General features: G+C 39.5%; 18 protein-coding genes and 3 pseudogenes. 9 read left to right on the plus strand and 12 right to left on the minus strand.

Annotation, left to right across the window (positions count from 1 at the left end):
• Window positions 1–5: 5 nt before the first annotated feature.
• Entirely contained in the window at window positions 6–3,602 is a 3,597-nt protein-coding gene (locus tag ACWQ4X_RS15070; protein ID WP_457904180.1) for a hypothetical protein, read from the minus strand.
• A 285-nt stretch (window positions 3,603–3,887) separates the two neighbouring features.
• Between ACWQ4X_RS15070 and ACWQ4X_RS15075 the strand changes: the two are divergent.
• From ACWQ4X_RS15075 to ACWQ4X_RS15105, 7 genes and pseudogenes are all read left to right on the plus strand, one after another.
• A pseudogene (locus ACWQ4X_RS15075) lies at window positions 3,888–4,403 on the plus strand (ATP-binding protein); the annotation flags it as partial.
• Window positions 4,404–4,493: 90 nt separating this feature from the next.
• Window positions 4,494–5,141: pseudogene (locus ACWQ4X_RS15080) on the plus strand (DUF4143 domain-containing protein); the annotation flags it as partial.
• A 1,513-nt stretch (window positions 5,142–6,654) separates the two neighbouring features.
• Window positions 6,655–6,933 (plus strand): annotated as a pseudogene (locus ACWQ4X_RS15085) (DDE-type integrase/transposase/recombinase); the annotation flags it as partial.
• A 380-nt stretch (window positions 6,934–7,313) separates the two neighbouring features.
• Entirely contained in the window at window positions 7,314–7,481 is a 168-nt protein-coding gene (locus ACWQ4X_RS15090) for a YhfG family protein (RefSeq protein ID WP_457904181.1), read from the plus strand.
• Between the two features lie 12 nt (window positions 7,482–7,493).
• Window positions 7,494–8,090 (plus strand): putative adenosine monophosphate-protein transferase Fic, encoded by a 597-nt coding sequence (locus tag ACWQ4X_RS15095; RefSeq protein ID WP_457904182.1) that lies wholly within the window; start codon window positions 7,494–7,496, stop codon window positions 8,088–8,090.
• 469 nt (window positions 8,091–8,559) lie between these two features.
• Window positions 8,560–8,865, plus strand: a complete 306-nt coding sequence (locus tag ACWQ4X_RS15100) for a helix-turn-helix domain-containing protein (protein ID WP_016165522.1) — start codon at window positions 8,560–8,562, stop codon at window positions 8,863–8,865.
• On the plus strand, window positions 8,865–10,130 hold the full coding sequence (locus ACWQ4X_RS15105; protein ID WP_457904183.1) for a type II toxin-antitoxin system HipA family toxin: 1,266 nt from the start codon (window positions 8,865–8,867) through the stop codon (window positions 10,128–10,130). Before ACWQ4X_RS15100 ends, ACWQ4X_RS15105 begins: the two co-directional genes overlap by 1 nt.
• Before the next feature lie 396 nt (window positions 10,131–10,526).
• Here the strand turns inward: ACWQ4X_RS15105 and ACWQ4X_RS15110 are convergent, their stop codons facing one another.
• From ACWQ4X_RS15110 to ACWQ4X_RS15150, 9 genes are all read right to left on the minus strand, one after another.
• Window positions 10,527–11,441 carry a DMT family transporter gene (locus ACWQ4X_RS15110; protein WP_457904184.1) on the minus strand — a complete coding sequence of 305 codons (915 nt, stop codon included), beginning with the start codon at window positions 11,439–11,441 and terminating at the stop codon, window positions 10,527–10,529.
• A 46-nt stretch (window positions 11,442–11,487) separates the two neighbouring features.
• Window positions 11,488–12,771, minus strand: a complete 1,284-nt coding sequence (locus ACWQ4X_RS15115) for an MFS transporter (RefSeq protein ID WP_457904185.1) — start codon at window positions 12,769–12,771, stop codon at window positions 11,488–11,490.
• A 49-nt stretch (window positions 12,772–12,820) separates the two neighbouring features.
• A complete protein-coding gene (locus tag ACWQ4X_RS15120; protein ID WP_457904186.1) occupies window positions 12,821–14,059 on the minus strand; it encodes a M24 family metallopeptidase in 1,239 nt (412 codons plus the stop codon).
• Between the two features lie 104 nt (window positions 14,060–14,163).
• A complete protein-coding gene (locus tag ACWQ4X_RS15125; protein ID WP_026441255.1) occupies window positions 14,164–15,132 on the minus strand; it encodes a GlxA family transcriptional regulator in 969 nt (322 codons plus the stop codon).
• 114 nt (window positions 15,133–15,246) lie between these two features.
• A complete protein-coding gene (locus tag ACWQ4X_RS15130) occupies window positions 15,247–16,011 on the minus strand; it encodes an energy transducer TonB (protein ID WP_457904187.1) in 765 nt (254 codons plus the stop codon).
• Window positions 16,008–16,454 carry a protein TolR gene (tolR, locus tag ACWQ4X_RS15135; RefSeq protein ID WP_016165511.1) on the minus strand — a complete coding sequence of 149 codons (447 nt, stop codon included), beginning with the start codon at window positions 16,452–16,454 and terminating at the stop codon, window positions 16,008–16,010. The genes ACWQ4X_RS15130 and tolR overlap by 4 nt, the downstream gene beginning before the upstream one ends.
• Before the next feature lie 12 nt (window positions 16,455–16,466).
• Window positions 16,467–17,165, minus strand: coding sequence for a protein TolQ (tolQ, locus tag ACWQ4X_RS15140; RefSeq protein WP_303275645.1), 699 nt, complete (start codon window positions 17,163–17,165; stop codon window positions 16,467–16,469).
• A gap of 97 nt (window positions 17,166–17,262) precedes the next feature.
• Complete coding sequence (locus tag ACWQ4X_RS15145; protein ID WP_457904188.1) at window positions 17,263–19,242, minus strand: phytase; 1,980 nt, start codon at window positions 19,240–19,242, stop codon at window positions 17,263–17,265.
• A gap of 78 nt (window positions 19,243–19,320) precedes the next feature.
• Window positions 19,321–21,810, minus strand: a complete 2,490-nt coding sequence (locus tag ACWQ4X_RS15150) for a TonB-dependent receptor (protein WP_457904189.1) — start codon at window positions 21,808–21,810, stop codon at window positions 19,321–19,323.
• 323 nt (window positions 21,811–22,133) lie between these two features.
• Here ACWQ4X_RS15150 and ACWQ4X_RS15155 point away from each other — a divergent pair, with 323 nt between their 5' ends.
• Together ACWQ4X_RS15155 and ACWQ4X_RS15160 are read left to right on the plus strand one after the other, a co-directional pair.
• A complete protein-coding gene (locus ACWQ4X_RS15155) occupies window positions 22,134–23,060 on the plus strand; it encodes a diguanylate cyclase domain-containing protein (protein WP_457904190.1) in 927 nt (308 codons plus the stop codon).
• The gene (locus tag ACWQ4X_RS15160) at window positions 23,057–24,058 is read left to right on the plus strand and encodes an AraC family transcriptional regulator ligand-binding domain-containing protein (protein ID WP_457904191.1); all 1,002 of its coding nucleotides are present in this window, start codon (window positions 23,057–23,059) and stop codon (window positions 24,056–24,058) included. Before ACWQ4X_RS15155 ends, ACWQ4X_RS15160 begins: the two co-directional genes overlap by 4 nt.
• A 133-nt stretch (window positions 24,059–24,191) precedes the next feature.
• On the opposite strand, the gene ACWQ4X_RS15165 is transcribed toward ACWQ4X_RS15160, so the two are convergent.
• Both ACWQ4X_RS15165 and ACWQ4X_RS15170 read right to left on the minus strand, forming a co-directional pair.
• Entirely contained in the window at window positions 24,192–24,884 is a 693-nt protein-coding gene (locus ACWQ4X_RS15165; RefSeq protein ID WP_457904192.1) for a hypothetical protein, read from the minus strand.
• Window positions 24,885–25,571 (minus strand): alkaline phosphatase (locus ACWQ4X_RS15170; protein ID WP_457904193.1); only part of this gene is annotated, 687 nt, incomplete at its 5' end.

The raw sequence follows: 25,571 nt of genomic DNA on the forward strand, positions 1-25,571 counted from the left end.
GGCACTTACTCCGTATTTTGCGAAGTGGTAGAGTCTTCAACTGGAACTTCTTCGACAGGAAATTCGGCTTCGAGTTCCTTTTTCTCAATGATGTATTCTTCAAGCTTACCAATCATTGCAGGCAAGCTCATCAGTACTTCACCTTTGGTCTGGCGCTTGGAAACGATAATCTCACCCAGCTCTTGTATCCCGGTTGTGCCACGAATATGGGAAGGTTGCAAAATTGGGTTATAGAATTTCTTCTCCGCACGTTCTGTCCCACTCGGTCGTTCTGACTCATAATAATGAACCCCACGAAGGACTGACCGAATCGCTTTCATCTCATTGGTGTCTTGGGTATCAATCACTTTGGCATGAAGCTTAGTCCGTTTATCATTATGAATAGAGTGTTCCTGACTGGTGAGCATATAGAAATATGAGCAAATACCATTCTGAGTGCGAGCCCCCACAGTTTTCATAGTCGCTATACTCAGGATCGACAGTGATTGCTTATGGATAGAGCAATTGGCACTGGCAGTATGGTGCTGGTGATGTGGTACTTCACATAACGAACCAATTTCACGTTGTTTGATGTTGAGCGCTGGGATCGTGTCAGATTGGCATGGATAGAAATTCAACTCTGGGAAAAGTTGATCCAGCTGATCTAAGGCACTTTCGCTTTCATGAATATTATTGTTGCTTTCTGTTTTACCAATTTTACGCTGAGCAAAGTGATGAGATAACAACACAACATCCTTATACCCTTCAGACTGAAGACCTTCCAAAATACGGTGTAGTGCTTTTGAAGTGCGTAAATTGTCTTGCATCACAGGTGCATGACTTATTTTCTTCAATACCAGTCTCCCTTGCTTATCGTTGATACGCTCCAAACCGTAGACATAGCAAATGTAACTATAGTCTGGCTTTAACGTCAGCAAATCCTTTTGCGTTTGGTATTTGAATTCAACATCATTTTCAGGGCGGGAGTTATAGCTAATACAAGCTACTCGATCTTTAGTGCCTTCGAATGGGACAATCACTTCCGAATAACCAGAAAGTGCTTCAATCGCTGCCGAGATACGGTATGAAATAGTACGGTCCATTTTTAGATTGACTGGTGAGCACAACCTGTCCCCTTGAGCACTTGTATAGATTCTCGGATCTGGATTGTATTTAAGACCTTGGACTTTGAAAATCGAATCCTCATTGTTCAGCAGCTTTTCCAATGAATACGCCGTTGCATAGGCACGTTTACTTTCTGGATTAAAACCGCCTTTTTGATTGGCTTTACGGCTACCGTAATTGCGAGCATTTTCCTCATTTTCATGTTCATCTACTGAATCAATCCGAAGAAAAGGAATATAAATTCGCTGTTCTAACCCATTTTTGACCTTCACTGCTTTTATCAAATGCTTTAAAAAGGAATGCATGATCATCGAAAAACAGGTACTACTCATAATCAAGCCATTTTCAGTTTCATCCAAACAAAGATTATCTGCTCCCCCTTTCAAATCACTTAGTCTGAACAGTTGAGTTCGATAATGAATCATTACCCGATTAAGCGAGAGAAAATCATCATAATGTAGACTTTCATGGTGATACATATACGGTGCTTCATTCGGTTGCTTACGTTTTGTTGGAACCATAACCACAGGAAGACACGGTGCTGATAAATCACGCTGGACAGTAAATTGGGACAAATCTGGATTAGTATTCTCCAATGGAACGAGCGTCTTCACCTTTAAAGTTGACTTAAACTCAAGTTCACTCAGTGCCTTTCGAGCATACTGATTCATCCGCTGCGTCTCGTCCTCACCCATACGAGCCATCTTCTTACGACTACCATCTACGATCATGATGTAGTCATAGAAATTGTTATTCTCCCCATGAAAAATACTGGAATATTGTTCAACATCATCACCAAAAATGGAGGGCTTAAACACGTCCAGATTCACAATGTTTGGCTGCACAAAAATTTTGGTTTTGAGACTAGAATCCTTATCCATCTCTTGCATGATTGGTTCACAGCTATCATTTAGTGCTTTCTTAATTGTGTCAGTGATAGCTTTAACCTTTCTATGCATCGTATCGGTATTTAATCGCTGATTCAAAATTGCCGATAGGGTTGTACGCATTTTCTCAGGTTGCTTTAGCATATCTGCCAATAAAGCGAATTTTTCTTTAAATGCTTCAATTTTAAGGTCATCCGATAATACAAAGTAAAGCATAATCAGTTGAAACAATTCGTTCTTACAGACACGCTCCTGACATTCGGCAACCAAGATCGGCTCGTCTATCATCTCATTTTTTTCATTGACGATATTCGAAAGCAACAACGCTTCGTTGATGCTGATTAGGCGAGATTCATAGGCTGTTAACATCGAGCCTGCAGAATTTGGTAGTTCAGTACACTTTTTATTATTAATCAACAGTCTGGAATTGAATCTACTGCTCTTTTCTTCTTGTGCGAACTCTCCATTCACTCGAAAGGCATAAGTTACTTCACGTTTAATTGAAAGCCCTTTTTCATCTTGAGCACGAATATCATTCATTTCAACATTAGGGCGAACCCAGATAGGCAAAGCTTCCGTGGCACGGACATAGCCCAATTGATAGTTCAAGTCTAATGCACCAACTGCGCCATAGATGGCTCCGACATTCAAAATAAAATTATTTTCTATGTCAGTAGTCTCCGTATTCCATGGCATGACTCGCTCGCCAAAAATCTCAAAAAATGCCTTAGCTTTACGAATGTAGGAAACAGCAGCAGTACGCTTATACTCATTTTTTTCATTGCTCTCGATATAGTCAGCAATGATTTCCATGATCTTAAAGCAGTTTTTAGTCCGAGCTCGTGATAAAGCCTGTGTTTCTACAAAGGTGAGTAGATTTTGGATGTCATTGTTCTCTGTTGCAATAACATCACTTAAAATTCCCTCCATGAAATCCATTGCATCTGGAGATATCTTCTCATCTACTGGATAAGACAGCTTGACAATAGTTTTAATCGCCGTGCAGACCTCATTAACCCAGTTAGGCGCTTCCAGTTCCTCAGTCACAGTAAACAAGCGTAGCAAGCCATTCTTAACCTTCAGATCGCTGGTATATTGCAATGGAAGAATTCTTGCTTCACCTTGGATCTTGATTGGTACAGCATTGTGCTTTCTATTACTATTCGGATTCTTAACAACCTCTTGATAATTCCCCAACACCTGATCCAGATTTTGGAGATTAAAACCATTTGGTGCATCCATAATCAGCTGATTGACTGTTTCTGCCATAGCAAGATCAAACTCACGGTAAGCTTCGGCAGTTTTAATCTCAGACTCTTTATCAAATAAGGTGCTAATACGTAATTTAGATTCATGTGGGAGCAGCTGAATATCTTTGATGATGTTATAAATCGGCTTAGCTTCTTTCTTAGACCCAATTTTTTTAAATACTGCAGCAACAAAAGCTGAAGCATCAAAATTCAAAGCATTATTTGGACCGCCGTAATAAAAGAAGGATTTCGATTGTTGTTCTTTCAGCGTACTGACCATCGCATTTAATAATGGTGTGAGCATTATTTTTGGAGCAAGAGTACTAAGTTCAGTACTTGAACCTGTGTTATAGGTATTCATTATAATTATCCATGACAAAGTTGGCACTTAAGGCTCTACATTTTTATGAAGCGTAAATCCCCTATCGTCCTTTTATAGTATTTTTTAAATGCCATAAAGTAAATCATAGTTCACTTTTTATTATTCTTTTCATGTAATAAATCATATTTTTAGGGGGTTACCAAGCATAAGAAACATCTGTCCGAACTTCGTCATCGTCAAGATAGATTGACTAAAGTGCTGTACATTAAAAGCAGAATGCACACTTTAATGGCTTGAAAAAATCTACCCTCGCGTAAGCCCTTATTAATAGATGGTGCTAGGCAAACAGGCAAAACCTTCTTAATGCAAGAGTTGTTTGGCAATACCTTTGCCAACATCCTTCGTATCGACTTTCTTGAAAATCCGACTTACAAAAAAGCATTCGAGGGTGCCCTGCCACCTGAAGAACTGTTGATGAATATTGAGCTGCTGACAAACCAAATATTTAATCCAAAAACCGATTTGCTGATCTTGGATGAGATTGGCGAGTGTGAACATGCTGTTACCTCATTAAAATATTTTGCCGAGAAAGCTCCATCCTATTTTGTAGCTGCCAGTGGCTCGAACATTGGTTTGTTAAACACCTTTCCTGTTGGCAATGTAGAACAATTCAATTTACGCCCATTAACCTTCCGAGAGTTTATACATGCTTCTGGGGAGCAAGCTCTGATTAAAGCCTTTGATAACCAGACAAACACTCCAGCAGTACATTCTAAATTGATGGACAAGCTAACGGACTATTTTTTCACTGGAGGTATGCCTAAGGCAGTTGCTTCTTAGTATCAGTATAAAGAGTCGAGCATTTTAGAACACATTGAAAAAGTATCCAAAATTCATGCTGATTTAGTCTAAGGTTACCGCCGTGACTTTGGTAAATACGCGGGTAAGGTCAATGCGAAACTAATTGAATCTGTATTTAATAGCATTCCATCACAACTATCACAGGTTTCCGATGAGTCCGTTAAACGCTTCAAATTTAAAAATGTTCATGAGCGTAAATCGCGTTATAGCGATTTTGAAACCGCAATCCATTGGTTAAAGTGTTGTCGTTTAGCCTTGGCGAATTATCTCATTGAAGGGCAACCGAAATCTCCTCTGGCAGCCTATAAAAAAGAAAATATGGTCAAACTGTTTCTATTTGATGTGGGTCTACTCAATCATATGCTGGGCAGTAGTTATAAGGAGATCAAACAACAAAGCTATGAGTACAAGGGATATGTAGCAGAAAACTTTGTTCAGCAAGAACTCACCGCTATCAATATTGACCCGAGTTACTCATGGAATGATGCCCGTGCTGAAATTGAATTTATTCTGGCAACTGATGAAGGGGATATCGTCCCAATTGAAGTCAAAAGCGGTAAACGCACGCGTGCTAAATCACTAACGTCTTACATTGAAAAGTGTTCACCAAGCAAAACATTCAAATTAACTGGAACACAAGGCTCTTCGATGCTAGAGCAAACCAATATTGTGATGCCCTTGTACTTCACACAGTTTTTGCCTTTAAGGTTGGGATAACTTCTTTTATAGTCTAAATGCACCAAGCCCTACACAAAAAAACTTTATTAATAATCATCGATTGAGTTTGGTAAGGAATGGGATATGTCAGCTTGAAAAGTGGACTTAATTTCCTTCACTACTTGGGTAGTAACTTACTACACTCTTTTAAATCAGCGCATACGACTTTAAAAGCAAAACACACCCTTCTCATGCTGTTAAATACAAGCTTGAGTTTTCATAAGTCTCACGTTTGCATTGTTCTCATCAATTTCGCAATTCATTTCTTAAAAGTTGGTGTTTGTTTTTTAATCAAATTCAATAATTGTTATAATCCTCACTATTCAAATAATAAGGTAAATTTTTAATAAATTTAATTATCTATAATCATTTATATTTTAATTTAAAAAACTTAATACAGAGAACTTAATAATTATTTTTATATTATTAATTATAAACCATGAACTACAACCTTATCTTTTGGTTATATTAGACTTTTTAATAATTAAGGTTAAATTACTATTAAAAACATAAACATGCACCGATTATATTAATATCTGTAGTTTAACTTCATCTAACAACACTACAGTTTTTAAATGAAGCTAGAACAAATCATCCTTTTAAAATATTTCTTACTCTTAAGCATAAAATTAGCTGTTCTATCTGCAAATGAAGGAAAATCTATGAATTGGATGTGACAAATTGGACCGAAATAAAGAAAAAAGAGCTAAGATTACTGTTACAACATCAAATCAGAGCAAAAAAGTGTATGTTTCAGACCTATTTTATGTAGTGTTACAGAAATGAAAAACGACAGTTACATGTTATTTGTTGACTTTTTTGGATGACAGTTACAAGAAATTCTATCGACAGTTACATGTTATTTGTTGATTTTTTAGACGACAGTTACAAGAAAATCTACCGACAGTTACAAGCACGCTCTGTGTATGTTTCAAACCAATCTTAAATTTTATGGTTAAATAATTGCAATTTTTAATATAAATAATTTAAAATAAATAAAAACAAGTATTTTGTTTTTTAATTTTAAATTCAATGTAATAAAATATAACAAATTCATTACATCACAGAGATTAATAAGGATTATTATTGAATTTTTAATCAGTTAATTTTATCAAATTTTGATTTAAATCATAAAATCTTGATGACTATTTGTTAATTATTTTTTAAAACTACTAGATCAATTAAATTCTTCTAAAATTCTTTTAATTTTAAAATAAAAAATGGCAGAGAATGGCACAGAGTTGCCTGCATATGCCCTGTTTTTGCATGTTAGTTGCCTCGGAATGGAATGATTATGGCTTAATTTGTCAAATAAGTGGAGCTTAATGGCACTTAAATCACTCTAAATGGCACTTGGTTCCAGCGAATGGCCTAGGAATTTCTTTTAATGTCAGCGAATGACATTTTTTTCAGATTAAATTTCTTTTTTTTTTGAGTAAAGTTCGTCATCTAATTAGAGATTCCCCCTTTCCAGCTCTAATTTTATAGACACCTTGAAGTCCAAAATGACTAATATGGGCGTGCTTTATCACATTTAAAATGGGAAGGAAAATGTCCACCTGATCTTGAGCATAAGCAGATAAAATACAAAAATAATGTAATCGAATGTGATCATGGCTAGCTCAAGCGGATCATCAGGGTGACCTTAGGATTCAAATCGATGAAGACAGCTTATGCCATAATTAAAGGCATTGAAGTCATGCGTGCACTACGTAAAGGACAAGCTTCATCATTTTATTATGGTCAGCCTCAGGGTGAGGTGTATCTAGTGAATAGAGTTTTCGGGCTTTAAGTACCTTTTAAAGGGAAAATCATCGTCTCAAATCTCTATTTGTAACAGTACTTTTAAATCTATTCATTTTTCAATAATCCTCTGCCGTTTATCACGTTTATGGTCGATCTTTAACCTTGTTAAAAATGTACATACCGATCCCTTCAAACTGTCAAATTTAGGTATACATGACATTCAAAGGACTTATCCGATCAATTTTTTTAGATTTAGTGTTATTAAATGTGATCTAAATTTTAAAAATTCTTCCACTTTTTTTTAGTTTTCTGTTATTACATGAAACAATACCGTTGTATTACATTTTGAAATGCTGTGTATGCAGCATTGATCAAAAAGATTCTCTGCTATACTTACTTCACGTGTAGCATCAATGGAGTTTCGAAATGCTCAGAACCACTGAACAGAAAAAAAAATATATTCAAGCGACACGTGCGCAAAACTATCAAGCCAGCCTAAAGCTTGAAGGCATTACAACGACAGCTCAAACAACTCAACAAAGTAAAGCTGAAATCTTGAAAAAATATAACAAGTATTCGCAACCCGAATCTTAGTCAGGTGCATGTATGGATAAATATGGGGAAATGGGTGACAGCCTGTATTGTTACCCTGACACAAATATCCTAAAGAACAAACTCAATATTCGTGATGAACAAATTTTAGAACAAGCTGAACTAGAACTGTCTGGATTGGCAAGTAACTTAATTGAATATGCTGAACCACCTTACGACTTACAATACTTAAAATCAATTCATGCGCAGCTTTTTGGCGACTTATACGACTGGGCAGGAAAGTTAAGACAAATCGATATTTCCAAAGGTGACACCCGTTTTTGTAATTTTTCCCGTATTGAAATTGAAACCAATAAATTACTTAAACCACTTCAAGAAAAAAAGTACTTTCAAGGCTTAGCACCACAACAACTAATTCCTCAACTTGCCGACTTGTATTGTGAGCTTAATGTCAAACACCCATTCCGTGAAGGTAATGGACGTACACAGCGGATTTTCTTTGAGCATCTGATTGCTCATTGTAGTTATGGTATTGATTGGTCTCGCATTGACTCTCAACAACAATGGATTCAAGCTAATATTGAAGGTTTTTATGGCAATTTAGATCCATTAATTCAGATTTTTGAAATATGCTTTATTCAAAATACCTAAAATTTAGGTAGTCGGAGCCCACAATCCTTAACGAACCACCATCTTTGCTTCAATCCACTGATTAATTTCCCAAATAAACCAACAAACACAATTCTCTACCCCTCTCACACCCAAAAAATTTACACTGAAAGACAGATTAAGCCCCGTACGAGTTACATATCGCCGCATGCTATATTAAAAGCATTAAGAAAATATCCTCAATATTTATAGGATTTTTAAAGTATGAACTAATTTTCGAAGAACCCTTTCTAAGTCATGTGACCTAGTAGGAAAAATGAAAATACTGAAATCTCCCTATCAACAATCAGTCAAAGTACACCCTGATGATTTTCTGTAACCGATACCCAAGGACCATACCTACCCTTCCGATGTGCTGTGCAACGAAGCCCACCTTAACCACACTATAGCTATAGATTAATTCCATTATTTTGTGATTTAATTAAATTATTCATTCTTAAGACCCAATTTAATGGATTTATATTTCACTAAACCCGAAGAAGTTGTGACTCTTTTAGGTGAGCGTTTACGTAAGCAACGACTCTTTCTGGAGCTGTCTCAAGCTGAGGTTGCAGCACGTGCAGGTGTCGGTGTAAATACTGTTTCGAACCTTGAAGCGGGGCGAAATGTATCTGTTGAAAACTTAGTACGAATTGCGATGGTCTTGGGCAGATTACATGAACTTCAAGAGCTGTTCCAACCACAACTCAACAGTGTAAATGACATTCTACGCTATGAAAGTCAAAGTAAGCGCCACCGTATTAAGAGGAAAGGTTAATGCTCAATAGACTTAATGTTTATTACAACGGTTGGGGGGAATCTTGGTTATGGGGAACACTAATTAGTTCAACTGCCACAACTGGTAGACCCATCATTGCTTTTGAGTATAGTTCAGAAGCAATACAGCGAGGTGTAGAGCTCTCTTCTTACTTACTCCCTCTAAAAGGTCTACCATTCAGACAGGGTTTTCCTGGTCATCAAATGGGATTGCCCGGTCCAGTCTATGATGCTTTGCCAGATGGTTGGGGCATGTTGTTGATGGATCGATATTTTCGAAAAATTGGACTGAATCCGGCACGAATTGGACCTTTGGAACGGCTGACCTATATTAGCTCCCATGCAATGGGTGCCCTCTCCTTTGAGCCTTGTGTTACTGACATGCAAGCTTTAGACAATATTCCCCTTCCGCAATTGGCACAAGAAGTTCAAGAAGTACTTAAAGGTGAAGGTGGTGAATTTCTACAGCATTTATTGGTCATGGGTGGCTCCCCTCAAGGTGCCAGACCCAAAGCATTGGTTTACCGAGATCCTGTTAGCCTAGAGTTTTCAACGCAAGTTACTGATCAACACGAAGCCTGGCTAATAAAATTCCCAGCTCAGCAAGAGCATCCTGAAGTCTGCGCCATTGAAGCCGTCTATGCTGAATGTTTACGTCTTTGCGAAATCGAGACTCCAGACACCCATTTTTTTAATTTGCCCAATGGTTTAACGGCTTTTGCTTCTAAACGATTCGACCGTCAAAATGGTATGCGGATTCCAATGCAGAGTTTGGCTGCATATACTGGAGCAGACTATAAAGTTCCAGGTAGCCTAGACTATCGCAATTTTCTTCGGGCAACCTTAATGTGTACGCAAGATGTGCGAGAAAGGATGCATGCTTTTAAACGTGCTGTGTTTAATGTACTTTTCAATAATCGGGATGACCATACCAAGAACTTTTCTTTTCTCATGACACAAAATGGTCAATGGAAATTGGCTCCAGCCTATGACGTGACCTTCTGTGAGGGTCCAGGTGGTTATCATCAAATGGACATTATGGGCGAAGCGCTCAATATTTCCCGAAATGACATACATAAACTCGGGACTTCAGAAGCCAATCTGACCGCTCTAGAAGTCGATGAGATCATCTTGGCCATGCGAGAAATTGCTCTGCAGTTTAGCCAGATTGCGCAGTGCCTTTATCCCAATCAAATTCGAGCATCTACCCTAGAGATGATTCAATCACGGATTCAACAAAATGTTGGTTTTTTAACTAAAACTTAAACAAAAATACTTATTCAGAGCAGCCATAATATTCTTCCTAAAAAAACAAGGAGCCTTATGATGATACGTTTACTCACTCGCTAAATAGAAACGTGCTGCTTTGAACAGTTAAACATTTAGGTAGGATAATAGAAAACTGGTCCGGCTATTATCACAGTAGTTAGGCTAAAACCAAGAAGTAATGCGTCAAATTAGTAAACGATAAATAGTCAAAAAAGATTTTTTCAAGTCAGGTTAATGAGATGAATGTGAGAATTACTGTCCTAGATAAATTTACAGAAATTGACCAGTCTACTAACCAGATTGTAATTTGAATTACAATAGTTAGTGAAAATGTCTGCTTTTAAATATTTGCTTAACATAACCAAAACTATCTAGAAGATATTGATTTTAAAATCAATTGGTTGAGTATATTTTTTCATGATTAAGATTGGTTTTACCCAGAATCACATTGAGCAATGACACGCTAATAATCAACATTATCCCAAATATCTGCGCATTGGAAAGCTGTACATTGGCGAACAGGCTGGCAAGAATGACTGCTGTCAATGGTTCAAAAATAGTATAAATAGAAGCTTGCGATGCTTTTAAATACTTCAGTCCATAGGTATATAAAGCAAAAGGTAATAACGTGCCAAACACAACTAATAAGATACAGGCAATCACAATATTGAAGTCTAAATTCGAGACCAGACTTTCAATTTCTTGGAAGTGAATAAAGGGAAAAATCGCAAGCGCACTGACCATCATTGAACTGAACAGTAAAAAAGTCGGGCTATAGTGATCAATAATATCTTTACCAATCACCCCATAAGCAGCATAACAAATGCCCGAGGCTAAACCAAATAGCACCCCCGTCATATTGAGTTGATTATCACCAAGCATCATACATGCAACACCACTCACAGCCACAAAAGTAAGCATAATTGACTTTAACTTTATTTGCTCTTTCAAAAAAATAAAAGAAAGTACCACACTCCAAATAGGAGCGGTATAAAGCAATGCTACTGCTATAGCTGGTCCAACATGTTGTACAGCATTAAAATAACAGAAAGTCATTCCAAGCATACCTAGTAATGATTGAATGACCAATTTAGGAATATCTTGAAATTGCAGTGTTCGTAGAACCTTATAAAGAAAAGGTAAAAAAGCCAATAAACAAATAAATGTACCGACAATCCGTAATCCTGTTACTGAACTATTACTCACGCCTGCATTTGCCAATTGGGTACTGGCAATGCCTAAAGTCCCCCAACCTATTGCCCCCATAATTACCAATAAAGCACCAAACCATTGTGATTGTGTATTCATACTTTTGTTCCCTACAACGAGTTTACAAAGGTCTCATCCAAGAGGATTAGACCGTGACAAGTTTCGCTTTATTGCTCTGAACCAATACGCTCATGCTAAATAAGGCAATCACAATTAAAATAAAGGCTGGTGCTAAAGTACTACCTGTACTGTGAATCAACCATGTTGCAAATAGTGGAATCGTACCGCCCAGCAATGCATTCGCTGTATTAAAACTAAATGCAAAACCGGTATAACGCACATGCACAGGGAAAAGTTCGGTGAGGTATGCAGGCAAACTGCCATCATTCATCGCAAGTAGGCTACAGAAAACCAATTGAATGATGATCATGCCAATAAATGATGTACCAGATAAGAAATAGAACAATGGGAAAGTTAAAATTATAAAGCCTATACATGCCATAGCTAACATTTTATTACGGCCAATACGGTCAGAATATTTACCCATCATAAATACAATGCCGATGTAAAATGCTAAAGAAATAGCCCCAGAAATAAAAGATTCGGTTTTATTTACCCCCAACTCAGTTGACAAATAATTTGGCATGTAGCTAAAAATTAAGTAGAAGGCAGTAGCATTTAACGATGCTATTGCAAACGCTTTAAATAATGGCTGACGGTATTCTGTAAATAATGCTTTAATCGGGAAAGTTTCTTTCTGACTTGTTTTTTGATGGACCACAAATTCGGGGGTATCTTCAAGTTTGAGACGAATGAAACGACCTATTAAACCCAGTGGTGCAGCCAATAAGAATGGTATTCTCCAGCCGTATTCATATAAGAATGCTTCTGACATCCATGCAAACATCGCAGCTGACATTAATGAACCTAACAATAAACCTGCCGCTGTACTGGCCGGCACTAAGCTGGTATATAAGCCCTTTTTATTTTTAGGTGCGTATTCAGCTAAAAAATTTGATGCACCAGCATATTCACCTGAAGCAGAAAAACCTTGAATCATCCGAAAGAAAAGCAATAAAAGCGGTGCAAATATTCCAATAGAAGCATAATTTGGTAAGAGCGCAATACACATAGTTGCCAACGTCATAATCATAATTGACCAAGACAGTGCATATTTTCGCCCGTATTTATCACCAATATATCCCCAGAAAATTCCACCAAAAGGCCGAACAATAAAGGACAATGCAAAGATGGCATAGGTTGACATTAATGCAACTATAGGATCACTGCTTGGAAAGAAAACCAAAGCAATCACAGTGGCTAAAAAACCATAAGCCGCATAATCAAACCATTCGACAAAGTTACCAATAAAACTCGCAGTGGCAACACGTTTTAAAGTGTTTTGATCAGATTTAGCTTTTTCATTCATATTATTTTCTCCACCCAAAAAGGCATCCCGATTTGGGATGCCTTGTGACTTATGCCTTGATAATGTTGTGCTCAGGTCCATAAGGGAATTTTGTGATATTTTCAGTGCCAGATTCAGTCACCACCAAAATGTCGTGTTCACGATAACCGCCCGCACCTGCCATACCTTGTGGCAACATAAGCATAGGCTCCATTGAAATCACCATTCCAGGTTCAATCACGGTATCGATATCTTCTCGAAGCTCTAAACCTGCTTCACGACCATAGTAGTGGGAAAGTACGCCGAATGAATGCCCATAACCAAAAGTACGGTATTGAAGCAAACCTTCTTCACGGTAAATTTCATTTAATTCATTAGCAATATCACAGCACCGCGCACCAGGTTGAATCAGTTTCAAACCTGCCTCATGCACTTTGACATTGGCTTGCCAAATTTTTAACGAAGCATCATCACAATGATCAAAGAACTGAGTCCGTTCAAGTGCAGTGTAATAACCCGCGATCATTGAAAAGCAGTTCAGACTTAAAATATCGCCTTTTTGCACTTGACGAGTAGTCACAGGGTTGTGTGCCCCATCAGTGTTAATGCCTGATTGGAACCAAGTCCAAGTATCCATTAATTCTGAATGCGGGAAACGTTTAGCAATTTCACGCACCATCGCTTGTGTCGATGCCAACGCGACTTCGTGCTCGTGCACTCCTTCTTTGACAGCCACTGTTAAGGCAAAACCGCCAATATCACATACTGCTGCACCATGTTTAATGTGCGCAATTTCTTCTAGAGATTTCACCATACGCAGCTTCATACAAGCGGCACTAATATCGACAAATTCAACATTTGGCAAGAATGCTTTCAGCTTGTTTAATCGCTCAATCGGCAGATGATCAAACTCAACTCCTACACGACCTTTGTTAGGAATTTCTTGTGCAACAGCACGGAAATAGTTATCACGCTGCCAATCGGTATAGACCACATTGTAGTCACCTACTGTACGACGCCAAGGTTGACCACCATCAATATTGGCAGAAATACTCACCATCTTTTGATCTGTAACTACTACACCGAAAAAGCGACCAAATGAGCAATACAGGAAATCAACGTAATAGTTGATGTTATGCATAGAGCTGAATAAAACTGAATCAACTTGTTGATCCGTCATCATTTGACGTAATTTTCTATGACGGTTTTCATATTCTTCTTTTGAGAATGTTGATTGTACCTTTTCACCATTTTCAATTGTTAAAAGTGCAGGTAACGAGTCTTGGTGAACCTTCGCTTGGATATTCATAGTGGATACCTTTGGGGGGTAAGTGTTGGTATGAATTAAGCTTAGGTATTTTTTTAGAGTGTTTATTTTCAAAAAACGCTAAAAAGTTGTCAGAATACGACAAATCAAGAGGCTAGCTCCAAAACGCCACGTTCATTTTTTGGCGAATATCCAAAAAGATTTTTATAAGCTTTATTAAAACTTGATGCATTGGCAAAGCCACAAGCCAATGCTACATTCGACACGCTCATGCTAGACTGTTTCAATAAGTTCTGCGCGTGGGTTAAGCGCACCTTCGAATAATACTCTTTGGGTGAACAACTAAAATGCATTTGAAACAACCTTTCCAATGTTCGTGTTCTGCTATGAATCAACTGACAAATTTCTAAGATATTTAAAGGTTCATTAATGTTATTTTCCATTAAACGGAGAGCTTCTTTGACTGCTGGCTGAATACTATTTCCCTGATTTGGGATAGGTTGATGTTGAATATCAGTATTTTCACGTAAATGATGCACAATAAATTGTTCACAAATTCTTTTAGCCAATCTGGCACCGTAATGCTGCTCTACAAGCTGTGAACACATATCAATAGATGCAAGTCCACCCGAGCAGGTATACCTCATCCGATCCAGACTAAAAATATACGAATTAAAACAGACCTGAGGAAATTCCTCTTGTGCTGCCAAAGAATTCTCCCAATGCAAACTGGCCTGATAACCATCAAGTAAACCAGCACTCGCCAATACATATGCCCCAGTACAAATTCCACCTAGAGCAATATTGGCTTGATCCAAACGCTTTAAGAATGTTTTATGCGTCAGATTGTTCAATTTAAAGAGCTGAAAACCACCACACACAAATACAATATCCATTGAAAGAAGATGTAGCATTTGACAGGTATGTTGTATCTGTAAACCATTACTGGCACAAGTATGATGCCCCTCTAGACCCGTTACATTCCATTGATATAAATGTTTTTTTTCAACGTAATTTGCCATACGAAAAACTTCAATGGCATTTGAAAATGCAATCATTGAAAATCCATCGAGAAGTAAAAAACCTACCCGCTTTGCCTGAAAAGGAGTTTTCACTATAGAAATCGCTTTAAATCTAATTCCCTTTTATAGCAAATTGTGTACCAAGTTTAATTTTCTGTTAAATACGCAATTTGAAGATGTTTTTTATTCTTCATATTTACTTATATTTCATGAAATTCGATATTGGAATGTATTTTTAACATTCAGCACACTCGTCGGTTTGCCATCGACTAATCTCGGCTGATACTTAAAATTAAGTGCAGCCTGTATTGAAGGACGTACAAACATCGGATGACAATCACCTTGTGCTTTTGGATTTTCAACTCTTCCTTTTTCATTCACGCTATAAACAACTGTACAGTCCCCTTCGATCTTTCGATCTAAAGCTGATTCAGGATATGCAGGTGCAATTTTGGAAACCGGTTGATAGTTTTTAACATCAAAAGTCGCAGTTTCGCTGGATTGTGCTTTAGATGTTGTCGGCTTGTCATTCATAGACTGCGTTGCAAGGTTTGACTTTGGTTCAGTCTCTGCTACTTTCTTAGTTTCTGTTGTTGTACTTGGTTTTTCAGTTAATACCTGCTGTGGTTTTTTATTGGCCACAGGTGCAACTTTCTCACTTTTGGATTCCACAAACTTTTTATCAGTTTTCAGCTGTATTTCTTTAGGTTGCTCAACCTGCTTTTTTTGAGGGGGCTGATCAGCAAATTTTTTCTCAACCACGGCTTCAGGCTTTTTTATTTTTGGCTGCTCTAGGACTGGTGGTGGCAGTTGAATAAATTGTAATTGAATCGTTTTAGGTTGAGGCTCTTTGAATGTTTCATGCATTTCAACCGTACCTAACCAAGCAATCACTGCGATATGTAAGCCTGCTGTGACTGTTAATGCTAGCCCCTGATCACGAAACCTGATTTTTGATGCTATTGCCATCATGATTGTGGTTCCTCCGTGATTAAGCCCAAGTTGGTCACGCCACTCTTTTGCAAGACTGCGATGGCTTGTGCAACTAATTGATAGTCAGCATTCTGATCTGCACGAACATAAAACTGTAGGCTTTGATCGTTATTGATCATGGGAGTTAATTTTTGTTGCATACTGCTTAAATCGATCGCTTGATCAGTCACTTTTTCTGTATTCACTTCTGACCCAATATTCCAGTAATACTGGCCATTCGCCTGAATGGATAAAGTCACGATACGCTGCTGTTGTGACGCTGGCATGACATCGGCATCGACTTTAGGTAAATCAATTTTAATCCCTTGTGTCAGCATCGGTGCCGTCACCATAAAAATCACCAACAGCACCAGCATGACATCAATATAGGGGACTACATTCATCTCTGCATTGGGTTTCAACTTTTGAGGACGCTTGATCATGACTCTTACCCCTTAACGCGAACTGCGCTCAGTATGTCCAAGCAAACGGTAAATTCTGGTTTGTAACTCATTGGCAAAGCCGTAATAGCGACTAGATAACTTGTCAGCACGTGCCGAAAACCGGTTGTAAGCCACTACAGCAGGAATGGCTGCAAATAGGCCTATTGCGGTCGCAATCAAAGCTTCTGCAATGCCTGGTGCAACAGTATTTAAAGTCGCCTGCTCAACACCAGATAGTCCAATAAAAGCATTCATAATGCCCCAAACCGTTCCAAACAAGCCGATGTAAGGACTAACAGAGCCTACTGTTGCAAGGAAAGTCAGATTTTGCTGGAGCTTTTCTTCTTCTTCACTGATGCTACTGAGTAAACGACGTTCTACACCATCGATTACATCAGCCGTAGTGAGCTTTTCATCTTTCATCAGTTGATGATATTCATTAACCCCATGTTGAAAGATACTGACCACCCCTTTGTGCTGTTCAGACTGCTGGTATTCCTGCTGTAACTGGTTTAAATCTTTTTGCTGTCTAAAGTTCTTTAAAAAACGGTGCCAAAGTTGTTCTTGTCCACGCAGTAACATGCCGTGGCGTACAATGAGATACCAGCTCACCATGGAAGCTAAGACTAGAATCATCATCACGATTTTGACTAATACACTGGCATGACTAATCAGCATCCACACTGACATTTGATCCATTGTTGCTTGCATAACGCTCCCCAATTTTTTAATTGCTGCTTGCTGCAGCGTAGGTATTTATAAAAGTGGGCTGTGCTTTGCTACACCAGCCCATATACTGAATTAGCATTTAGTCCAAGTGCAGGGCTTGTGCTATTTTTTCCCAAGGAACGTACTTAAAGTTCTGGTTGCTTTCTGGCATACGTTTGCGTCCGTCTTGTACCACCAGCATGCCTTGTTTCCACTTACCGCCAAAATCTTGAGAACTCACATCCAAACCGTCGGTTTCTGAAACGGCATCAATCCCTTTTTCAGTGTTAATCCCTACTCGGAATGCGCCCCGAACTGTATACGGTGCTTTGCTATCCACAACCACAAAACTGTCATTGCCTTGACTAGATACCACTAGGTAACTTTTGTCTTTTGCGTGATAAAGTCCCATGCCTTCAATGTCGTCATATAAGACATCTCCCACAGCAAGTACTTGCTGCATCGGTAGCTGAGCCTTTGGATTAAGATCTTTAACCCATACTGCAACATCTTCTTCACCTAAGAAAATGCGTCCAGTGGCATCGTCGACTACACAACCTTCAGGTTGCGTTTTCACGGAAAAACGTTGGACTTCTTGAGCCTGCAATTTCTGCTGTGTTGCGGTAATGTGATACTGAATAAACGTGCCATTTTTATCGTTCGGAATGGCATAGATTTCACCTTGAGCATCGCGGTACATACAGATGCCATAGATGTCATCTAGCGTTGTTGGAAGCTCGCCAAGTACTGAAACCTTGCCTGTGTTAGGTTGGATCGCAAAGACATGCAGACTGTTATGGTCTCGGTTCGATGCCACCGCCAGATCAACAGTCTGATTACCCCACTTAAAACCATGACGGACATCGACATTGTTCAACCGGCCTACAGGCAGGTACTGCACCGTTTTCCCCTGTAAGTCATTCACCTGCAAGCCCCCTTGTTTGTCCGTCGCTAGAATACGGGACTGGCTCGGCTGTGCTGCATTATGCCAAATGGCAGGATCATCAGCAGCATCCCCTGTGCTTGGGACACCCTCAGTCTGGACTTCTGCAGGGATCGTGACAATATTTGTTGTGCGCTGGGTTGCCTGCGTTGGCCATTCAAGCTCTGTGGTTTTGGCAGTTTTATCATCTAAAATCAACAGCGCTTTATCGCTAGCATTGCCACGAATACTCAGGCTTTCGGCTTCTTTTACTGTATCCAGCACTAAGGGAGCTAATCCATTCCAGTGCTTATCCTGCTTTTGATAACGGTAAAGTAATGCTTTTTCTTCATCTAATACCGCTACCTGATCATCCACAATCACAATGGCAGAAGGTGTACCTTGAATCGAACCAAAAGGTTCTACGAGGTCAACAGCTTGGCGTACCATGTCCGCTTCAGAATACGCAGGATATGCCCAAACCCCCACATTCGCTTCGTTAATGAATAATTCAGCCGTAGCATCATTCACTTTACAGACACTACTCGCGGGCGGAAAACTTAAACGTCGGACCAGTTTGGGTTGCTCAAGTGCTTTTTCATGATTGGCAACCAACCATTGCTCACCAATCCCCTCTTCGCCCACCAAGAATGCAAAACTTAAACCTTGTGGGTCGGTGTATAAGCAGATATCCTCGGACTTAAAGGTACGTTTTGGAATAAAAACCGATTTATCCCAGCTTTTGTTCTGCAAGTTCATACTCAAGAGCTGAATTTGCTGTTGTTGCAAATTCAAGGTAGCAATCAATAAACGCTCTGCACCAATGCGATAATCAAAACGTCCAAACTGACCCTGGATTTGATGCAAGACATTTTGTTCATCGTCTAGAAACTGCAACCCTTTATTTTTACTTGTTAACACTCCAGCAACTTGGGGCCAGGTGCTCAAACTTAACCATTGCATATCTTCAGCTTTAGCATCATTGATGTCGACTTCACGTAACTGCAGCTTTGCTGCTTGCGGTTGATCCAGCTGAGGTGTTGAGGATTGAAGCGCTGGGCTATTCGGAGTTGATGGAGAAATAGCGTGTTGACTACATGCGGTCAGTAGCCAGATGCAACTGGTTAAAACCGACAACTTAAAACATGAAACATTCATAAAAATACTCAAAATTGGGTTAAACCGCCTCGGGTTTTCTCATGTAGAGAAAACCTCAGGACTAATATTTAATTCGGTTTAGAAATGGGTATAGGTCAGTGCAAGCTTGTAGGCTGGACCATATTCTTCGTATTGCGCGTTATAGGCTTTAGAACCGGAATAGTTGTAATAGACTTCATCGGTTATATTCTGCACATCAAACTTCAACTGCAGGTTTTTCGATAAATTCAGGTGACTACTGAAATCGAGAAAGATTTGGTCGTCGGTATAAATGTCTTTTTCAGGCGCATCGATGTCGCCCAATTCGTACAAATAGCTCGATTTATAGTTTGCAGAAAGACGTACGCCAAAGCGTTCATTTTCCCAGCCCAGCATGAGATTACCCACCACATCGGACTGGTTCGGCAGATGAATACGACGACTCAGCAGCTCGCCATCTTTCATCGAATCGATATCAGCCTCAGACTTACTGAAAGTCGTATTAAAGCCCAATAACATCCCATTCCATGGCGCTGCTAAGTGGTCAAACTTCTGTGAATAAGCAAATTCCATCCCATACAGTTTGGCCTGATTGCCATTTTTATAAGTAATCGCTTCATCAAAGTCAGCCCATTGCCCTGTCCCAGCAATATTGGTGTTGTAAATGAAGTTATCGATATCTTTATAGAATGCATAAAAACCGACCATGCTGGCTTGACCCAAATACTTTTCAACCCCTAAATCGAAGTTCGAGGACTCCAATGGCTTCAACATTGGATTACCAAACTCAGCCTCATCACCATCGATATATACACCTGGTGCACTTTGTGCAAAGTTCGGTCGTACTACACTATTGGTCCATGCAGCACGAAGATAGGCATTGTCTGCGAGTTGATAACGGAAATGTAAACTCGGCAACCAATGATCATAGTCATTTTCATATTGGGTGGATGTGATCACATCATCATTAAACTCAAAACCACGCGCTTTAAATTGGGTGTTCTCATAACGTAATCCGACAATCACGCGAAGTTGGTCGAAATCGACCGTATTCATCAAATAGGCGGCTTGAATGTCTTCATTTGACTTAAAATCGTTAATGATTGAACCATCTGCCACGACATAGTCACTGGCGTTGAGACCGCTAATTTTGGCTTTAATCGCATCTACATTGAGGCTGGGACCAAACTGGCCGAGTTCATAGTCACTATTGGAGTTAAAGTCCGAACTTGAGGTACTCAAGTCTTCGTACTCCCACTCATCAGTATTGTTGGTCTTTTCACGTTGACTAATCTTGCCGCCAAACTTAAACGATGCGGCATAATTACCCAACATATAGTCTTTGAGAAAATCTAGCTTTGCGTTGTACTCTTTATCCGTGGTTTTGGATTGTTCCCAAGAAATCGAGTCCAACTCATAGTTCGCAGCATCGTAAAAGTCCTGATCTGCCGTAATCACTGGTTTTTGTGTACTGCTAAAACCAACATTACTTAATTCTGCCTTGTATTTTGCCCCAGAAATTCCGCCTGGATTTTCCTCTGATGCTTCGCTATAGCCCAACTGCCCTTCAACGGTCCAGGTACCGAACCCTTGTTTACCGCCTAAAACAAAAGACTGAATTTCTTGAGTCTCCTCTCTGTTCTTCAATGAGCGGGTCACTTCTGCATCACCACTTTGGCCAGCCAACAGTGGATCAGAAAACTCAGCTGCGACTTCCTGACGCGATTCAGTATCTTTAAAACGGCTGTATAAAGTTCTTAAATAATATTCACCCGTATCATTGGGGCGGTAATCAAAGTTCAGCCCCGCACCGATGCGCTCTCGCTCGATATCGTATTGACGCATTGCTGTTTCTTCGAGCGCATGACCATCCCATGCGCCACCAGTTTCAACGTTATCAGAACCAAACTTTCGATTTTGATAACTCAGGGCCAATGCCACCCCGAGGTTATCCTGACCCTCACCTACACTAAAACGGTTACTGATCGCACCTGATGCTTTAGGGCTATATTTTTCCCGTTTGTCATCATAACTGCCTTCAATTGTACCGGTATAAAACAAGCCATCATGATCAAAAGCCGATAAACTTTCGACCTGAACGGTCCCACCTAAAGAATTAGCATCCATATCAGGAGTCAGGGTTTTGACCACAGCCAACGATTGCACCAACTCAGATGGCAATACATCCAGTGCTACACCACGACGGTCACTTTCAGGTGCAGGCACGAGGGTTCCATTGATGGTGACTGAATTGAGATCCGCCCCCAAGCCCCGCACTGAAACAAAACGCCCCTCGCCTTGATCACGTTCGGTAGACACCCCTGGAATACGTTGTAAAGCTTCTGCCGCATTATCATCGGGTAATTGTCCAATCCCATCGGCATGTACCACACTGCTGATCTGGTCCGCACGTTTTTGTTCTTTTAGTGCTTTATCCATACTTGCGGCTTGTCCAATGACCTGCACGTATTCCACATTATTTTCTTCCTGCGCATAAACATGTGTCAGGCTTAACATTGACAAGACCAGTGTGCTGAGCTGAAAGCCCGCACGTTTATTTCTGTCTAAACGGCTATTCAGATTGCTCATTGTATTCTTCCCCTCAGGCCAAAGTGGCATGGTTTGAGCGCACAATAAAAAGTGAATATGAACAGGATGTGACAGCAATGATTCCCTCCCTCTCCATTTGGACCTTTTGCTGGATTTCTTGCCACAAAATGAGCTGATTTGATCTGTCTAAATCTATTCTTTGACGAATTAAAAGGTACATATTCACTGTAAATACAGGGTTTTCCCTTACTTTCATCATTAAAAGCTCAAAATAGCCTGATCTGTTTTGACTCTAACACTTGCCATTAAACTGTCATCTAAACCTGTTTAGCTTGTGCCCAAATAGACCTTCTCTACACGTTATGCCGAAATATTTTGCTTATTACCGCAAGCCTTTCTTATTGTTAGCAACGTTCTGTGCGCTCTCATTATGGCTATTTATTCGCTTAGGGCAGATCAAATCCCTTCATGAATGGAATTGGGTTGATATTTTAGGCGAAGGTGGCGCGACTGTTTTTATCGGAATCTGGATTTTTTTTATTGTCAAAAGCCGTCCTTTGGGTCGAGTCACCCATTATATGTTTTATGGACTGTGCTTTATTTTCTTCCATATGTGGATGGATACTTTGGATGAGTTTATCCGCTTACCCAAAGAAATCATTTGGGATGCCTGGCTAGAATCCATCCCCTTTCCGATTGGTCTATGTTTACTGACCACAGGGATCTATTTCTGGCATCAAGAAGAGCTTGCCATATCCAAACAGATGCAAAAGCGTGAGCGTGTCTATAGGGACCATCGTTTATTCGATGCGCTTACTCCCTTAGCTGATGCCAACTATTTTAAGTCTCAGCTTAAATCAATCATGGAACAAGATGACATCGTTAAAAGTGATGTAGCCGTGCTCTTGATCGATATGCAGAATTTCAACCAAATTAACCAGCTATACGGCTTTGATGAGGGTACTTCTGTCCTACAGTATATTTCTCAATTATTGAGCCTGAATTTGCGTCCACATGATTTACTTTGCCGCTTTGCTGGGGATCGCTTTATCGTATTATTGCCCAATACCACAGCACAACAAGCTGAAAAAATTGCCCATCAATTAGAACGTATGATCATAACCAATGCCTATTATCATCGCGATTTGTCTGTCCATATTCCCCTAAAAGCATTAACCACCTCCTGTTCAATTCAACACTATGATCAACCACAACAATTACTCAATGCTTTGAATCAACAACTCATGCAGTTGAAAAATCATTATGCAGTACAACGGGTAAGCGTATGAGTTTTGAATGCGACTACTGTTTTATTCCTGCCCATCATCAGCTATCAATATTGATTGATTTGGCAGCTAGTCATGAAGTTGACCATCATGTGTTACTTCGTGGTAGTGGGCTTTTTATTGAAGATATTTTTTCTGGTCATAAGCTGATAAATCAGCAACAATTCCAGCACATCCTCAAAAATGCTGAACAGTACTTTCGTAATCAGGATATCAGCTTCTTATTTGGTCAGCGCAGTTTAACCACTCCATTCAATGATGCAATTAAAGCCATGCTTTATTCATCCAGTTTAGATGATGCATTAAATCGATATTTAACTTTTTTTGCTTCAGTTTCGCCCTGGCTCTGTCCTCGTATAATGTATAGCTCAGACCAGATCCATCTCTATTGGCTAGACGAAAACAAAATTGAAAATCGCTTTTTTATTGAAAGTGCAATGAGTGCAATACAGGCCTTAAGCAGACAGTTGTATCAAAACAAGTTACCTTGGACCTTTGAGTTTAACTTTAATGAGCCAGACTATATTGAGCAATATTGGACGCACCTTGGCGGAGACCTGACCTTTAACCGTCCAATGAATATGATGAGCTTACCCAGCCATTTTATTCATGAACCATTGCCTGGTGCCTCAGCAACGCTTGCGACCATCAGTCATCAACAGGCTTTGCAATATATGAGTGCTCAGCATCTCCAACAAAGCTTTTTACTGAGTGTGCATCAATATCTGATGCAGAATATTCAAAACAATATCCAACTTGAACACACAGCAGAACATTTTCAAATGAGTTCTGCGACATTAAAACGTAAACTGAAAAAACACCAAACCCATTTCCAAGCACAACTGGATCAAAGCCGGTTACACACAGCCATACACTTATATCGTGTACACGGCTTTAAAACTGAACAGATTTCTCAATATTTGCAGATTAATGACATCACTAATTTCCGTCGGGCCTTTAAGCGTTGGAGTGGCTTAACAGTACAAGCAGCGCAATCTTAGTCCACTATTTCTTAGCTTTAACTGAACATCTCTTCTTTGCTTCGTAACGCAGTCAAAAACACATCTTCTTTAACGATGATTCAACAGGATCATCTTTCACACCTCATCAATAAGAAAGAATGCTAAATCCGCTTTAATCACTAAAATCGGAATAATCCCGTTCACTATATTTTTCAGTCTGTATCCACGGAGTTGAAATTGGTGATTTCATTTTATGTACTGAAAACACCTTCGAATAACCTTGCGCAGGACGTCGTAACTCATAGCGTTCTACAATCTGATCTTTTTCATTCCATACGATATTTAAGGTTTGACCTACTTGATGCATTTGATAATGCTGAACTCCAGCATGACTTTGAATAGGTGGAACGTGCTTTAATAAGTCAGGCTGAATTAAGCTATATTCGCAACGCCAGCAACTACGCATGCCCAGCATTTCTTGCTCTACATCCTGCAAATGCACTCGCATTTTTTCATCAGGCAAGATATAGAAACGTTGAAAAGCCTCATCTTTGGTTTTCATTTCACTTGGCTTATCTTTTTGCAGCCATTGAATCGCATGATCAAAGCTTTGATGCGCATGCTCTCCTTCTTCAGTATGTGCATGTTCTTGAGTATTTAAACGCTCAATCCAAACATTATGTTCGTCGCGAATCATCTTATCGCTGTACTGTTGAATCGTGGTCACACCATTACTATCAAGCCGCTCAATACGATAATCAATTCGATATTCATCTGCTGACCACGCCAATGAACTCAGGGCATACAAAGATAATCCTATAAACAGCGTTTGGTGCTTAAGTAACTTTTGCAGCATTATTTTCATTTAGAATCCAAACGCCTTTTTAAACTGTTCAAAGACCCAGGTATTTTCATGTGTCCCTTTAAATATTTTTGAATTTTGACCTTCTGCAAATAACATCACATCACCGCTCCCATGCGTTTCGCTTTTCTCCAGCTGTACACCCACTTCTTGCTTATAGTCATCCGCAAAAGCTTGCTCATTACTGATGCTTTCTCGAATATCTAAACGCTGGCCTGTACCATTGCCAAACACCAATGTGGTCCCTGTAGCACCATTCACATCACGATAAGGATTATGCATCTGACCATCAGCCAGCACTTTGCTGTAGGCATTTTGCTCTTTTGCGACGTTGTAATCATAGCTGAGACCTAAAATCCCAGGATTGTCTGCTGTACTGCGCCCTGTACGTGCAGCATAACCATTGAAGGTCATGACATGATCATGGTCTGCGGTCACTACAATTAAAGTATTGCTGAGATCCACCTGATGCAGAGCTGTCTGGATAGCGTCATTAAAAGCCTTGGCTTCTTGTAAGGCACGTTTGGCATTATTGCCATGTAAGGCATGATCAATACGTCCGCCCTCAACCATTAAGAAATAGCCTTGCCCTTGGTTTTGCGCTTCAAGGGCATCAATTGCCTTACTGGTCATCATCGCCAAGCTTGGTTGGCTATCAATCTTTTTATTTACTCGATCCAAATCATAATT

This window comes from Acinetobacter sp. NigerLNRRAM0016 (assembly GCF_054112845.1).